The organism is Helicobacter turcicus, from assembly GCF_019711685.1.
Classification (GTDB): domain Bacteria; phylum Campylobacterota; class Campylobacteria; order Campylobacterales; family Helicobacteraceae; genus Helicobacter_D; species Helicobacter_D turcicus.
On record NZ_JAIGYQ010000016.1, the window covers coordinates 1 to 15,552 of the forward strand.

Sequence of the window (15,552 nt, forward strand, 5' to 3'; positions counted from 1 at the left end):
AGCCTTTAAAAAGAAACAAAAAGCGTTAAACGCAAATGCTAATTTAAGGGATTTAAAATTTAGTGCAAAAAAGGAAGTGGAATTATATCTAGATAAGCTTAAGGGTAGATTAAATAGGGGGGTGTTATATGTCAAATTATTTAAGAAAGATTTATACTTATTTGGGTTTATCATATTAACTTTAAATTTACTCAAAAGAAAAGGCTTAGAATAACATTATTTTTTATGAATACAATATGTATTTATAAAATTTTAAGAATAATTAAGATATAATCCCGCCTTTTTTAAAGAATTAAAATTTTTGAGGAAACTTTATGAGTCATTATGTGATACCTAATTCTGTTTTGGAGAATGATTTTAACTTTTTAATCAAAAGTTGTGAAGATTTCAAAAACAACAAAATTAATGAGGCAACTTTCAAGGCAATTCGTGTGCCCTATGGAATCTATGAACAAAGAGAGAAAAACACTTATATGGTGCGCCTTAAAACACATGGAGGTCAAATCACTCCCCATCAGCTACTTGGAATCTCAAGATTAGCCCAAAAATATGCAAATGGAAGTTTGCATATCACCACAAGAGGAGGAATTCAACTCCATTATGTAAAATTTGAAAATTTATGCATTGTTACAAAAGAATTGCATACATTAGGGCTTAGCGGACGAGGCGGTGGAGGAAATTGTGTGCGTGGAATCGTAGGGGATGCGCTCTCTGGAATAGCTAAAGACGATGTTTTTGATGTTCAACCCTATGCTAATGCCTTAACAACTAAGATGTTGGGGCTAAAGGATTCCTTTAATCTCCCTCGCAAGTTTAAAATTTCTTTTTCAAGCTCTCAAGCCGATAGAGCCACTGCAACCATTACAGATATTGGATTTATCGCTACAAAAAAAGGAAATAGAAAAGGATTTATTGTTTATCTTGCTGGCGGAATGGGTTCAAAAAGTCGTTTAGGACATAAGTTTTTAGACTTTTTGCCTGCTAAAGAATGCTTTTTATTTGCTCAAGCAGTCAAGCAAGTCTTTGACAAATACGGAAATAGAGAAAACAAACACTCTGCACGATTGCGATTTCTAGCAGATAAAATCGGCATTGAGGAGCTAGGCAGACTCATAGAGCAAGAAAAACAAAGTGTTAAGAAATCTCTAGCGGATTGGGAAATAAAAATTACAAAACCTTCTGTGAAGCTTCCGATTCTGGAAAATCAGATTCTGCCAAAAATGACAAAAGAAGAGAATCTTTGGTGGAATCGTTTTGTAAGAGAACAAAAACAAACAGGTTATTTTTATGTCAAAGTGCCATTGGCACTAGGTGATATTCCCTACAAAAGCGCAGAAAAACTAGCAAATACACTAAGTGGGGCAAATCCCCATTGCATTGCCTTTGGTCAAAACCAAAACCTCTACATAAGGAATCTAAACGCATCGCAGATGCTAAAACTCTATCCGATTCTTACAGAGTTTTCTTTGCAAAGCAAACAAGCAAGTATTTTTGGCGATATGGTAGCATGCACAGGCGCTGCAACATGTCAGCTTGGAATTGCTCGTCCTCGTGGTGCGGTGCTTGCAATTGAAGAATATCTACTACAACAAAAGATTGATTTGGATAAATTACAAGATTTTAGGATTCAACTCTCTGGTTGTCCAAATTCCTGCGGCAATCATCTCACTGCAAATTTAGGATTTTTTGGCAAAATACAACGGAAAGGTGGTGTGCCATACCCTTGCTATAATGTTGTAGCAGGAGGAGTAATAGAAGAGGGAAAAACAAGATTTGCTAAAAAAATCACACAAATTGCAGCCTTTTATTTGCCTGAATTTATTTACAAAGTTCTCTCAAGATTCCTTAAAGTCAAAGGCAAATTTAAGACTTTTGAAGATTGGGTAGATTCTAGCGGAGAAGCTGAAATTGTAAGTCTTGCAGAATCTTTTGGGGATATTCCTAGTTTTGAAGAAAACCCTAAACCCTACTATGATTGGAGTAGTGATGAGTTATTTTCTGTCTCATTAAAGAAAAATGGTATTGGAGAAGAAAATTAATATGCACAAAGCCTTTACACTTCCTCTAGCACTCACACCCAAAGAAACATTGCTTATTGGGGCTGGAAGTGTTGCAAAGCAAAAACACATTGTGTTAAAAGAATCTCAATGGGAAGTCAAAATTGTTGCAAAAGAAATTAAAGATTCCTATTTTAATCCATTTGCTGTAGAAATTAGTGAGGTTTCAGATTCCTATCTTAAAGATTTTGAAATCATTATTGATGCAAGTGGTGATGAGGCATTAGGGGCATACTTATGGAAAAAACGTAAGCATTTTGGTTATCTTTTAAATGTTGTGGATAATCCTAAGTTTTGTGATTTTTACTTTGGAGCTATTGCACGTTATGAGGATTTAAGTGTTCTTGTAAGCACAAATGGGGCAAGTCCGATTCTAGCACAAAGCATAAGAGATAAAATTGTAAGAATCTTACCAAAAACGCTTGTTCCATTAGTGGAAAAATTAAAAAAAATGCGACAAAATGAAAAACTTGATTCCACCAAGAAAGAGCTAATTAAAAAACAATGTAAAGAATCTTTAGGAAAAGTTTTTATCATTGGTTGTGGTCCAAATAGCCTACAAAGCCTAACTTTAAAAGCATTAGAAACTTTTGAATTATTAGATGTAGCACTTTTAGATAACCTAATAGGCAAGGAAATTTGGAATCTTTTAGAAAATTTGGGAATACCTTGCATTAGTGTAGGCAAACAAAAGGGCAGACAGAGTTTTCCACAAGAAGAGATTAATGCTCTTATGTTAAAACTTGCAAAAGAGGGTAAAAATGTCGGGAGATTAAAAGGCGGAGACCCTGTAATCTTTGGTAGAGTATTTGAAGAAGGAAGCTTTTTAAAATCCCATGACATTGAAGTAGAACTCATTAGCGGTCTTAGCTCTAGCCTTAATGGAGCACTAATGAGTGGAATCACACCTACTTTACGCGGTGTGAGCGCAGGAGTTTTAATCGTATCTGCACATTTAAGAGAAAACACCTTTCACACAGAATGGTTGCATTTTTTAAAAAACTCTCCTTATACTTTAATTGTGATGATGGCTTATAGTTTTGCTAAAAGAATCGTTCAAAATGCTAAGGAACTTGAAATCCCTCTTTCACTCCCTGCTGCATTTATCTCCAAAGTAGATTCCAAAGAACAAAAAATTATTATTGGCACATTAGGTCAATTAGAACAAATGGCTCAAATGTGTGATAAACCCGCTATTTTAATCATTGGTAAAGCCATTAATGAATGCCTATGTATGCCCTTTATAGGACAAAGAATTATTATCTAAATGTAAAAAGGAAAAAATAAATTAAAGGTTAAAAAATGAATCAAACAAAGTGGCTAGAAAAAGAAGATAGTTGGGCTAATATTATCGGCTTATTCTTAGTTTTAAGCATTAGTGCCTTTTGGGCTTTTGATGGATTCTCTATTGTCAAAGTTTTAAATGTAAAATTTAGCACTTGGAGCGGAACAGACATTTTAAGTGCTTTTAAAAATCTCTCATTTTTGAATGTTGCGATATTATTCTGTTTTTTTGGTGTTTGGCTTAGTATCGTTTCAAAATTTTTGGGCAAAAAATTTAAGCCTTTTATTTTTGGCTTTATTCTTTTATTTATTCTTAGTATCCTTGTATTTCTAATTAGTGCTCATACAAGCGCAAAAGAATATCAGCTAGAATCTCCTTTGGTTGCTTTGATAATTGGGTTAATTTTAGGAAATTTTGCGGTTTTACCGCAATGGCTTAAAGATTCTTTACTTACAGAATTTTATGTAAAAATTGGAATCGTTCTTATGGGTGCAACTTTACCTTTGACGCTTTTGGTAAGTGCTGGTGGAGTCGCGATTTTACAGGCTTGTATTATCACAATTGTTACCTTTTGGACAATTTATTTTGCTGCAACAAAACTTTTTAAGCTAGAACCAAGCTTTGGTGCGACTTTGGGAGCTGGAGGCTCTATTTGTGGTGTTAGTGCGGCTATTGTGATTGGAAATGCTGCAAAAGCGAAACAAGAACATATCAGCCTTACTATTAGTATCGTTGTCTTATGGGCTGTAGTTATGGTGATTTTATTGCCTATTTTCTGCAAGATGTTAAACTTAGATGCTGGAGTAGCTGGAGCTTGGATTGGCACTTCAGAGTTTGCAGATTCTGCTGGTTTAGCTGCTGCGCAGTCTATTGGAGATGAGAGAGCCATTGCAGCTTTTACACTCATTAAAATTATTGGTAGAGATATGTTTGTAGGAATTTGGGCTGTGCTTGTGGCATTTTTGTCTGTTACGGTGTGGCATAAGCAAGAAAATACACAAGTTAATATTGGGACAATTTGGGAAAGATTTCCGAAATTCATTTTAGGATTCCTTATTGCCTCTGTGCTTGTTAGTCTTTTTACCCTTAATCTTGAGGCAATAGCAAATGAACATTTTTCTAAAGAAGTCTTAGGAATGATTAAAACTTTGCGTAATTGGGTTTTTACTTGGACATTTTTGTGCATTGGAATCAATACACAATTTAGGCAAATTTTATTAGTTGGCTATAAACCACTTTTAGCATTCACTATTGGAGTAGCTGTAAATCTCCCGCTCGGATTTATTTTGTCCTCTTACATTTTTCACGATTTTTGGACAGAGTTTATGAAGTAAAGCATAAGGTCTGCAGTAACAAACCAAACTTAAAAGATTCCATTGCAAAATTAAGGTAGTGCTATTACAAAGCAAGTTTAATAACTTGTTCGCACAATGGCAAAACATAAGATAGATTTTACGCCTTAATCCCTTGCGAAATCTTATAAAATGTCAATAGCTGAATTTTTGCGTTTCTCAAAATGTTCTGGATTTTCTGTTTGCCCCATATATGAACCTCTTTGAGTCGCAGTTTCAGACTTCAAAACTTCTAGCACATTTTCCAACATTTCTTTCTGTTCACTCCTAGAACTCGCAAAACCTTGATGCCAACTTACATTTGCTCTATGCCAATTCACCCCTCTCTACTATCCCAACTCACGTCAAATTCTTTTAAGAAACTATCAAAACTAACAAGGGTAGCCTTTTGTAGTTCTTGTTTTTCCTCTATGCTGTTATTTTGATTGCTTTGTGCGGATAAAAGCGCGTCAAAGGAAGTAGTGTTTTCTTGTGGTTTCTACCCCATTTGGTATGCAAGAGGATTTTCTCGCATAGTTGGATTTGTATTAATTTGCATAGGAATCCTTTATTAATATAAATGTCTGTTGTATAGTTATCCGCAGCAAATACAATTCCACAACTCAAAACACTTGCTAATGCAAGACTTAAAAATTTTTTGTCACTTTTAATTCCTTTAAAATAAAACATACAGAATCTTAAAAAAAGCGTTCTAATAGATTGTAAGATTTTTTAGTTCAGGATTACAATGGACAATCCATAGTAATGAAAAAAGATTCAATGATGAAATTTCTAATATACCACAATTCCACAAGCAGAATCTCGCAAGAATGCAATCATAAATAAGTGTAAAATCTCACTATAATACTTTTTATTCCCAATCTCCAAACTCTAGTGCTTTACCGCGATATAAATCCTTACTTGCACGTTTGCCCAAAACTTCATCTAAATATTTTGGTGCAATTCCATATCCTGGACGAATAGAACGTATGGAATCTTTTTGAATAATTTCTCCTTTTTCTATATCTTTTACCACATACAAGGAACGCATAAATGCTCTGCCCTCTTTAGATTTTTTGCTTAATGTATAAGTTGGAATCCCTAGTAATTCCTCTACTTCTCTTATGGCTTTTGCCATTTGTGCAAATTCACTTGGTTGAAGACTAAAAGCACTATCCACGCCACCGAGTTTGCGATCTAAGATAAAATGTTTTTCAATCACTCTTGCGCCTAGTGTTGCAGCAGTAATAGGCGCAGTGATTCCTAATGTATGGTCAGATAATCCAACTTTTATACCAAAATCTTTTTGCATTTGTGGAATTAAACTAAGGTTTGCGCTATTTAAAGGAGCAGGATAGGAACTTGTGCATTGCAAAAGCGTAATGGCATTATTACCGACTTCTCTACAAGCACTAATTGCCTCTTCTATTTCTTGTTTTGTTGCAATCCCTTTTGATAAAATCATCGGTTTTCCTAAACGCGCCATATACTTAATTAGCCCTAAATCCACAATTTCAAAAGAAGCAACTTTATAAATTGGATTCTCTAATGTTTCCAAAAAATCCACCGCCTCTTTACTAAATGGGCTAGAAAAACACACTAATCCAAGCTCTTTAGCATAATCAAACAATTCTTTATGCCACTCCCAAGGTGTCATTGCCTCTTTATAAAGTGCATAGAAATTCTTACCCTCCCACAACGTGCCTTTAATCTTAAAATCCTCCAAATCACAATCTAATGTCAAACAATTTGGCGTATAAGTTTGCAATTTTATTGCATCAGCACCAGAATCTCTAGCGGCTTTTATTGTTTGTAGGGCTAGGTTTTTATCTTGATTATGATTTGCAGAGAGTTCTGCGACTAAAAAAATTTTATCATTTTGCATACATTTGTCCAAAATCTTATAATTTTTAGCTAAGATTATAGCTTAGATTTTGTAAATTTTAGGGGTTTTCTATGGCAAAAAAATCTTTACAAAGAAATCTTATATTTTATTTTGGGGCTCTTTTAGTCATTTTTGCAGGTTGTGATGAGCAAAGTTTGAATGAACTAGAAAATAAAGCGGGACAAACTTTGCAAAATGCAATGCAAGATTCTGGGCTAAAAGACACACTAGAGTCGCACACACAGAAACTAACAGATTTTTTGGAGAGCAATAAAACACAAGAATTTGTCGCAAAACAAGCAGAGATTCTTAAAAGTGGTGCTAATGAACTTAGCAAAATCATAGAATCCAATAAAACAAAAGAACTCTTAGAACAGCAAATGAAAAATTTAAATGAAATTTTGGAGAGCAGCAAAAACGATAGCCCAGAAGATACGCAATCCATTTAAAACTTTGTTGTTTTTGATTCTATACTGGTTTTAGATTCCAACCATTACACTTTATTGCATTTGCGCATCTGCACTTTCTCTTGCGATTGCGCTACAAATTCACCTTGCTCTCATTTCTTACTCTTCAGTGTTCGTTATACCTCCACTCATACGCAATTCTAAACTTTTCTCTAAACTCTCCTTAAGTCCGACCTGTGCAATTTCTCCTAAAGCTGTTTTTAAACACTGCATCTCCTGTCCCCACTCTTTCCAAAGCCCTCTTTTTTCATTTCTTGCAATAGTTTCTAATTGTTCTAAATCATTAAGTGTTTTTTCCTCACTTAAATCAAAATGTTGCACCACAGCATAGCCATCACGCACCACTTCTGCATTAAAAAGATTTCCTCCCCTCTGCAAAAAACACCAGCCATTTTTATAACCTAAACGATATTGCTGTTCCAACTCAATTTTATTTTGCACATACTGCATAGCAAAATGACGCATTTCCCTAAATGCTTTTGACGTAATCTCACAGCTTGCCCACTTGAAGCTTTTGCTCACTCCTGCTACACCATAAAGCTGACAATACATCATTCCATAATCTTTGCTATACGCGCTAAAGAGCGTCGGCGCAAAAATATGTTTCATTAGCACCTGCATACTTACAGGAGGGATACTAAAACCAAAACTAAGCACACTTAAGATTCCAACTAATAATAAAATTTTCAGCCTACAAATCATTGACTTCCTTATGCTATGCTCACACATTTAAAGCTTACTGCATTCTTTAACGCAAAAAACCTCTATGGAACAATTTAAAGTGCCTATGAAATTCTATGCTTATTTTTTAACTCTGTCAATCTCTTAAAAAACTTATTATGCTAATAAAAATACCAAATTAGCGTAGTTTATAAGCAACCCATAAACTAAATTTTTCATTAAAATATAAATATTTTAAAATTGATTTTTTATATTTTTTAAAAAATATTTTCAAGAAACACTCTAGCTTTTTCTTAATATTAAAATGCCTTATAAAAATATCAAAAAATTAAAATCACTTTAGATTCTTGCTTATAAAATAGAATCAAATGCTTTTTTACATTCTGTGCTTTTAGCCTTAAAATCACTTTCTGTAAAAAAAGGCAAATGCACGATTTTTACTTTTGCATAAGATTGTATAAAACTATCAAAATGCTCATCTCTTTCACCCATCATCACAAGGGCAATTAAAGGAATTTCTCTTGAATCTAAGGCTTTTAAAGAAAGCAGGGTGTGGTTAATGCTTCCTAAATAATACCTCCCCACTAGCACACAAGGATGCTTAAAAGTGACTATATAATCAATCATTGTTGTCTTTTCATCAAGCGGAGTGAAAAGCCCACCAGCTGTTTCTATGAGTAAATTTTCACTTTGGGGCAAAGTTAGCTCTAATCCTTTGTAGCTAAGATTCTCAAGTTTTTTACCTGCATGAGGGGAGGCGGGAGTTTGCATAAAAACTCCTTCTTTAAAAATATACGTTTTAGGACTAAATTTGGCTACAAAATCACTATCTTTAGGCGAACCTGCTTGAATGAGTTTAAAATAATCATAACCAAAAGCTTCACAAAAAGCCGCACTAAAATGCGTTTTCCCCGCGCCTGTATGGATACCCACAACATAAATTTTCATAATGCTCCTTTAAAGCTTAATTTACAAATTTATCTCAAACACACTTTCATCACCGCAAATATTACGCACTTTTAGCCTTAAGGGCTTTTTAGAAGAGCTGATTTTAGCATCCCAAAATTCTTTTGTTTTAACTCCATTTTTAAAACATAAGGAATTTTTATCTATTTTTATCTCACTCTCACTTTCCCACACCGCATTTTTAGTAGCATTTTTACAATCAAGGCTTACATATTCTATGCATTCTAAGCCATTTTCACTTAGAGTAATAGGCATAAAAGTTTTACCATTTTTAATGCTTTGTGCTGCTTTTTTCTCATTATAGGCTTTGATTTTTTCTTGCACCCTATCGCTAAGGAATTTAGTGATTTCAAGCGTGTAAGATTCTGCATTTTGCGTGAGTTTATACTCTATATAGTCGTTATCCATCACCTCGTCTAAAAGCGTATTTAAAGCCCTTAGCTCTATGTCTATGAGAGTATGTCTATTATGCTCTTTGATGAACTCTTTCATTGCATCTATATCCTCAATATCCACATAATACACTATCACCTTTTGCACATCAAGCTCTTCACTAAGATTATTAATACCCTTTTGTATTAGCTCATTCATAGCGACAAAATCTAGCATTTTAGCCCCACTATCAAGCAAATTTGGCACAGATACAGGGATAATGCCGAGTTTAGAATCTATGATTTTTCCTATGAAAAAATCTTTATCTAAACTTGCATCCTCTTGTAATCCCTCAATTAAGGTTTTTAGCTTTTGCATAGTTTGGATAGGGTTTCTAAATAAATGTATGCCATCTTTGATTTCTAAAATCTCAAAATTTGCTTTAAGGGATTTAAGCCTATCGCGCGTTGTTTGGATAGAATTAATCCCTACATCACAATGGATAAAGCGACGATTTAGCTTTTGCGCCACTGCCGCAGTTACCCCACTTCCTCCAAAAAAGTCTGCGACTATCATATGTTCATCACTTGCTATTTTAATTAAAAGCCCTAATAATCCCTCTGGTTTTTGTGTAGCATAATCTTGTTGTTCAACAGAAAGATTAAGGACAGGTCTTGTATTAAAAGATTTGATTTCATCATCTTCTATAATGTCAATCATTCCTTCAAATACATCTCTCAATAATGTATCAACATAAAATCTGCCTTGTTCATCTTGTTTGGAATCCATAAAAGGCTTATTTAAATATTGTCTTTCTTGCAATACATTAACTTCAAAATTTTCAGATTTTTTATAAAAATAAATTACATCATGTTTTCTCGGTAGAGACTCTTTTCTTGAAGCTCCTCCGCTGCGATACCCCCACACAATCTCATTGACAAAATTCTCTTCCCCAAAAATCTCATCCATTAGAATCTTCACATAATGCCCAATATGCCAATCTAAATGCACATAAATACTCGCATTTTCACTCATCACCGATTTTATGGCGGTTAAGTTTTCATACATCCAATTAAGATAATCCTCTTTATTCCAAATGTCCCCATACATCTTTTCCTCAAAGCCCTTAAAATCTTCACGCATTTCAATTTCATTTTCACTCGTGGATTGCTTCGCTTCATTCACAATGACAGCAGTATTAGGATTTTTCCTTAAAATTACCTTTTTTGCATAGTCTGCCCCACTTGCAAAAGGCGGGTCAATATAGACTAAATCCACTTCTATGCCTTGCTCTTTAAGATAAGCACAAGCACTTAAACACTCTCCACGTATAAGGAGGTTTTTATCATTTTGGGATATTTTGCTAGAGATACTTTGGGCTTCGCCCTTAGTATGAGGCTGGACTTTATCATTAGCATGATTAGCTGGAGCGTTAGAATCCATTTTAGAATGGCAAGTGTCTTTAGCATTTACAGATTCTATCAAGTTTAGTTCATAGAGGGGCATTCCTCTTTTAATCTTATAGCCTATTTTATCATTGCCACTATATTTAAGTGTGCGGACAAAATTATCTAAAAGGGCTTGTCCTTTAATAGGGTCTTTAAAATAAGGGATATACTTTAATGGCATCTTTTCTCCTTAAGTTGTAGTATCAAAAAAATTATTTAAAGCATCATTAATAGTGCTTATAAGTTTGCTGTCTTTGTGGATATTATCTTGCAAATACAAAAAGCTAAATCTCTCGTATTTGAATTTATCGTTATTTGCTTTGATAAATTCGCTCATAAATTCCTTTTTGCCTTTGAAAGCCTCCACAAAGGCTTCGCCTTTTGTTTCTAGGATTAGGATTTTATAAATTTCCTTTGCTTTTCTTTGCAAGATTATAAAATCAGGCGTGTATCTGCCTAGATTAGTATTTTTGTGAAAGGTTTGAATGCTAAGTTCGCTCAAAGAGGAATCCCCATTGTAATACAACTCTAAATTAAGCTTCTTAAAAGAATCAAGGCTTAAGATTTGCTCAAAAACATATCGTTCATAAGCACTATCAGTTTGGTAAGGCAAGTAATGGTAGGTGTTATTTTTGTGCGGGTGGGAGTTTGCTCTATCTTGCATAGCCTTTATGGCTCCAAATTGCCCTAAAGATTCTAGCTGTTTGATGATTTCTTGCTCTTGTTGATTTAAAGCTATGCCGACTTTGCCACAATCTTCATCTATGATTCTTAAAACCTCTTCTTGCTCTGGGATAAAATCCTTTGTGTTTTCTACAAAAAGTGGGGAGCTAAGCTTGGAAGCAATAAGCAAATGTGCATTCTGAGGGATAAGCTCTTTTTTAGCCTTAAAGTCTCTTTTATCACAAAATGCCCCTCTAATACTAGCTTGGAGGGCTTTTTCATCATAATCTGCTTTAAAATATAAGATTCCATTTTCTTTATAGATAATGTGTGAAAAAAGCTTTTTTAAAGTGTCTTCAAAAGGACGTAAATCCTCAAAACTTAACGTATGGAAGCTCTCTTTTATAAGTTCATAAAGCCAAAGGTTAAAATGCGCTTGTTTTTTATCTTGTCTTTGGACTATGGCAGTATGCAGGATTTTATTATTGAAATCTTGTTCTTTGATGATAAGCTCTTGCTTTTGGGGTTCTATGGCTTTTATGGCATTTATGGGGTCTGCCTTTGTTTTAGTGTAATTTTCAAAAATAAGCTTTAATTGATAAAAATCAATGGTTTTTAGATTTAATTTCTGCGTCCTATCAAATCTTTTTATTTCTATGCATTCTGCTTTTTTGCCATATTGAAAATCCTCTATATCCATTTTTTGCTCTTGTTTGAGTTGTTCGGCTAGTTTTTTGGTATTAAAATCATTAAGATAAATCAAAGCTTTTTCGCGTTTTTCTCTATCAACCTGTCTTAAACACCTACAAGCAGTTTGTAAAACCATATTTTTAGGGCAATCTCCCTCTTGAGATAACACAACCCCACTTAGAGATTTACAATCCCAGCCTTCTTTGCCAATTTGCACAAGCAAAATCACTCTAATAGGAGATAAATCAGAATCTAGATTCTCAAATGCGTTTAAAGCGTCTTTGGGTTCGGGGTAAGCTTTATTGCCTTTATGGAATCTCAAAACACAGCTAGAATCTAGATTAAATTGTGCTAAAACCTCACACACTTTAGGATAAATCTGTTCCTCTAAATTCTCTATACTCCCGCAATAAATGGCTATTTTTCCACCTATGGAATTACTATAAGTTTCATAATTTGTAAAAAACTCTCTCAAAGCTTGTTCTACTATTTCTAGACGATTTGAAGAATTTGCTGTTTTTAGCACAGGGTTTTTAAGAAAATTGCCTATACCTTTGATAAGCGGATAATAATATACGATATTTGCGATTTCTTTATGCTCTATTTTCAAAGTCTCATCAATAAAGATTTTTTCACTACTTTTAAGATAAGGTGTGCCTGAAAATCCCGCTACCATATTTATAGAACCTTTTTGATTCCATGTATTAACCACCTGCCTTAGCTTGACTTCATCATTTGTAGCGTGATGCACCTCATCAATAAAGATTCCTAGATTAGGGATTTTGGCTATATTATCTCGCAATTCATTTGCGCTACTCCAATCGCGTTTTTCCTCCTCGTTTAACTTTTCGTATAAAACATTTTTGTCTAATTTTTCTAAAATCACCTTTTCAGCATTGGTTAGCAAAATCAAACCAAACATACTTTCATAGGGTTGATAAGAGGCAATTTTAGAGACATTTGGATTCTGAATCTTGTTGCTTTTTTTGTTCGTTTTGTTTTGATTCAAGATTTCAAATTTTATTAGCTTTTTAAGCTTACTCGCACTAGGTTCGGGCAGTATCCAAGAGACATCAAAATTCTTAATGCTTCTAAGAGAGGGAATAATAGAGCTTTTAAGCCCACTGGGTGCTAGGACTAAAAAATTATGTGCAAAGGCTTTATTGTGCGGCTCATTTTGTGCGAAATATAAATCCAAATACATAAAAGCCGCCATAAGATAGGTTTTACCCGCGCCCATAGGCAGAGAAAACAAATAGTCCGTGTAAAAGACATTATAAAAGAGGCTTTTAAAAATGCTTTCACAATCAATACCTTGTATTTCGTATTGTATAAAAAGCCTTTGTATATGTTGCATTAAATCCTTTTTTGGTAAGTAGTGAGAGAGGGCATAGAGGGTAAGCATTTGCTTATTTTTTGAAAGATAATTTGCAAATTGTATGGGTAAGTCGCGTAATTTAAGGTCTAAATCAAAATAACCCTCGTTAAAAAGCTGCCACAAAGGCTTGTTTTCGCATTTGATTTTAAGATACAAATAAGTTTTAATCGCCTCAATTTGTGCGTCACGTAAGGCTTGCCTCTCTTGCATATAGGCAATAAGGTCTTTAATATGGCAATCTTTGGAAAGAAACCAATCGTTTGCGCTTTTAGTAATAATAGGATAAAACATCGCATTCCTTGAAAATACTCTTTGCGTTAAATGCCTTGCATTATGCCAAAACTTAACTTAAGAAAATCATTTCTTACCCTTCTAAAAGTCCGCATATAAAGGCTTAACAAGGGTAGGACAAAAGAGTGATTCACAAAATCTTAACCCTTTATAAGCCCATACAAAACACATATAAATTTATCGCAATCAAAACTTGCAATCAAACTTCAATCATAATTTAGCTATAATCTTAACTTAAAAAATGCTTAAAGGCTTCCTATGCTAGATTCTATTCCGCTTTCTATCCCGCTTGATTTTCTCCATATCCAAAGCTTTGAAAATATAGAGCTGTATTGGTATGTGATTTTGTTTTTTGCCGCTCTTTTTGGAGGGGTCGTAGGATCGCTCTCTGGCGGGGCTGGAATGATTACTATGCCACTTTTATTATTAAGCGGTATGAATCCTCTAGTAGCCCTAGCTACAAACAAGCTGCAAGCCTGTGTAGGCTCTTTTACAGGGGCTTACACTTACTATTCTCAAGGCAATATCACGCTCAATCGTTTGTGCATCATCATAGCCCTTATTTGCGCAAGTGCTGGGGCAATTAGTGTGCAGTTTGTCAAAGTGGAGATTCTCTCAAAAATCCTGCCCTTTGTGATGATAGGCATAGGGGCGTATTTTTTGTTCTCACGCAAGATTAGCGACACAGATAGGGCAAAAGCCCAAAATAAGCTTGTGTTTTATGGCTTATGCGCGATAGTAAGCTTTTATGGTGGATTCTTAGGCGTGGGGATTGGCACGCTTATGCTAACCCTTCTTGTAAGTTTGGGAGGATATGGGCTAAGCAAGGCTTTAGCGCATTCACGCTCTCTTGTTTTTAGCATTAACATCTCTTCTACTTTGTTTTTTATCCTAAGTGGGAATGTGCTGTGGCTTTTGGGTGCGCTTATGTGCATAGGACAAGCAATAGGCGCAAGTCTTGGGGCAAAACTCGCCCTAAAACATGGAGCAAAAGTCATTAAACCCTTTGTAATTTGCATTTGTTTTGGCATCTCTATTCAACTCATTATCAAAGAATTCTTTTAGGTAAAAATAAGTTTGTCATCACGTCCCCTTGTCATTCCAAAACTCATTTTGTCATACTAAGACGCCCTTTATCATTCTTGAGCTCCCTCTCCTTGTCATTCTAAATGTAAGCGAAGAATCCCCCTTTTTTGTCATATTTGCTAGTGGAATCCTCACAGATTGCATAAGGCAAAGCTCTTTTGTCCTATTGAGGCGAAGCCGAAATATCTCTTACTTTAGAATCCTTAAGAGATTCTTCGGCTTTAGGCTCAGAATGACAATTAACCTCTCTTTGTCATATTGAGCTTTCGTAGAAAGCGAAATATCTCTATTACAACAAAATATCTCACTAACCCTCGCTTTTCTCTAATCTTTTAAAGCTTAATAGCTTTTCTCTATAATATTCGTATTGCTGTCTTCTAGCTTTTATTTCTGCTGGGATTCCTTTGCTTAAGTCATTAACCAAGCAATCAAATTTATCCAAGATTGCAACAATTGCATTTTGCACTTCTAAAGGAGGGAGGGGAATGGGGAAGTTTTGAAAAGTATTAGGATAAATATGAGGAATACCAGCACCACTTTTTAAGCTGTAAATGTAGTCTTGTTTATTTTTCAAAAAATAAAAAACAAATTTTATATTCAGAGAATCTGAAATCGGAATCACTGAAAAAGAATCGGATAAAAAAATAGGTTCATTCCAATAACTTATAAATCCAGCATAAGCTCCAGAACCAGCTACGGCGATAGTTTCCCCAAATCTATTTGCTTCATCGTGATAATAAGCGGGGCTTTGTCCTCCAGCAATTACAGGTATTTTGCCTTGTCTAACTTGTTTAGCAGTTATAGATTTTCCTCTTTTTATTTCACATACCTCCCCCAAAGGCTTATACTCTAAAGTGTAGTTTAGGAATTGTGTGTTTTTGTTAGGATAGATAGAATGCGTTTGTTGGGTTGTTAAAGCAGAATAGTTGGGGGGGGGGGCAGAATTAAAAGA

The 15,552-nt window shown here is 34.6% G+C and carries 14 protein-coding genes; 6 read left to right on the forward strand and 8 right to left on the reverse strand.

Features of this window, described 5'->3' with window-relative positions; translation table 11 throughout:
- The 4 genes from K4G57_RS08640 to K4G57_RS08655 all read left to right on the forward strand — a co-directional run.
- Positions 1–214: hypothetical protein (locus K4G57_RS08640; protein WP_221561845.1), on the forward strand; the 214-nt coding region annotated here is incomplete at its 5' end.
- Between the two features lie 100 nt (positions 215–314).
- Entirely contained in the window at positions 315–2,039 is a 1,725-nt protein-coding gene (locus K4G57_RS08645) for a nitrite/sulfite reductase (protein ID WP_221532781.1), read from the forward strand.
- On the forward strand, positions 2,023–3,324 hold the full coding sequence (locus tag K4G57_RS08650) for a siroheme synthase (protein WP_236033295.1): 1,302 nt from the start codon (positions 2,023–2,025) through the stop codon (positions 3,322–3,324). Before K4G57_RS08645 ends, K4G57_RS08650 begins: the two co-directional genes overlap by 17 nt.
- Positions 3,325–3,359: 35 nt before the next feature.
- Positions 3,360–4,676: a YeiH family protein gene (locus K4G57_RS08655; protein ID WP_221532782.1), complete on the forward strand. Its 1,317-nt coding sequence runs from the start codon at positions 3,360–3,362 to the stop codon at positions 4,674–4,676.
- 143 nt (positions 4,677–4,819) lie between these two features.
- Here K4G57_RS08655 and K4G57_RS08660 read toward each other — a convergent pair whose 3' ends face one another.
- The 3 genes from K4G57_RS08660 to pseI form a co-directional block, all read right to left on the reverse strand.
- Complete coding sequence (locus K4G57_RS08660) at positions 4,820–5,014, reverse strand: hypothetical protein (protein WP_221532783.1); 195 nt, start codon at positions 5,012–5,014, stop codon at positions 4,820–4,822.
- 88 nt (positions 5,015–5,102) lie between these two features.
- Complete coding sequence (locus K4G57_RS08665; protein ID WP_221532784.1) at positions 5,103–5,363, reverse strand: hypothetical protein; 261 nt, start codon at positions 5,361–5,363, stop codon at positions 5,103–5,105.
- Positions 5,364–5,544: 181 nt separating this feature from the next.
- The gene (pseI, locus tag K4G57_RS08670) at positions 5,545–6,558 is read right to left on the reverse strand and encodes a pseudaminic acid synthase (protein ID WP_221532785.1); all 1,014 of its coding nucleotides are present in this window, start codon (positions 6,556–6,558) and stop codon (positions 5,545–5,547) included.
- Between the two features lie 71 nt (positions 6,559–6,629).
- Between pseI and K4G57_RS08675 the strand changes: the two genes are divergently transcribed.
- Positions 6,630–7,007, forward strand: coding sequence for a hypothetical protein (locus K4G57_RS08675; RefSeq protein ID WP_221532786.1), 378 nt, complete (start codon positions 6,630–6,632; stop codon positions 7,005–7,007).
- Positions 7,008–7,124: 117 nt separating this feature from the next.
- Here K4G57_RS08675 and K4G57_RS08680 read toward each other — a convergent pair whose 3' ends face one another.
- The 4 genes from K4G57_RS08680 to K4G57_RS08695 form a co-directional block, all read right to left on the reverse strand.
- Complete coding sequence (locus K4G57_RS08680) at positions 7,125–7,727, reverse strand: thermonuclease family protein (protein ID WP_221532787.1); 603 nt, start codon at positions 7,725–7,727, stop codon at positions 7,125–7,127.
- 330 nt (positions 7,728–8,057) lie between these two features.
- The gene (locus K4G57_RS08685; protein ID WP_221532788.1) at positions 8,058–8,654 is read right to left on the reverse strand and encodes a dethiobiotin synthase; all 597 of its coding nucleotides are present in this window, start codon (positions 8,652–8,654) and stop codon (positions 8,058–8,060) included.
- A gap of 21 nt (positions 8,655–8,675) precedes the next feature.
- On the reverse strand, positions 8,676–10,673 hold the full coding sequence (locus K4G57_RS08690) for a DNA methyltransferase (protein ID WP_221532789.1): 1,998 nt from the start codon (positions 10,671–10,673) through the stop codon (positions 8,676–8,678).
- A gap of 9 nt (positions 10,674–10,682) precedes the next feature.
- On the reverse strand, positions 10,683–13,514 hold the full coding sequence (locus tag K4G57_RS08695) for a DEAD/DEAH box helicase (protein WP_221532790.1): 2,832 nt from the start codon (positions 13,512–13,514) through the stop codon (positions 10,683–10,685).
- A gap of 258 nt (positions 13,515–13,772) precedes the next feature.
- Here K4G57_RS08695 and K4G57_RS08700 point away from each other — a divergent pair, with 258 nt between their 5' ends.
- The gene (locus K4G57_RS08700; RefSeq protein ID WP_221532791.1) at positions 13,773–14,579 is read left to right on the forward strand and encodes a TSUP family transporter; all 807 of its coding nucleotides are present in this window, start codon (positions 13,773–13,775) and stop codon (positions 14,577–14,579) included.
- 328 nt (positions 14,580–14,907) lie between these two features.
- Here K4G57_RS08700 and K4G57_RS08705 read toward each other — a convergent pair.
- On the reverse strand, positions 14,908–15,552 hold a 645-nt coding region (locus tag K4G57_RS08705), incomplete at its 5' end, for a restriction endonuclease subunit S (RefSeq protein WP_236035821.1).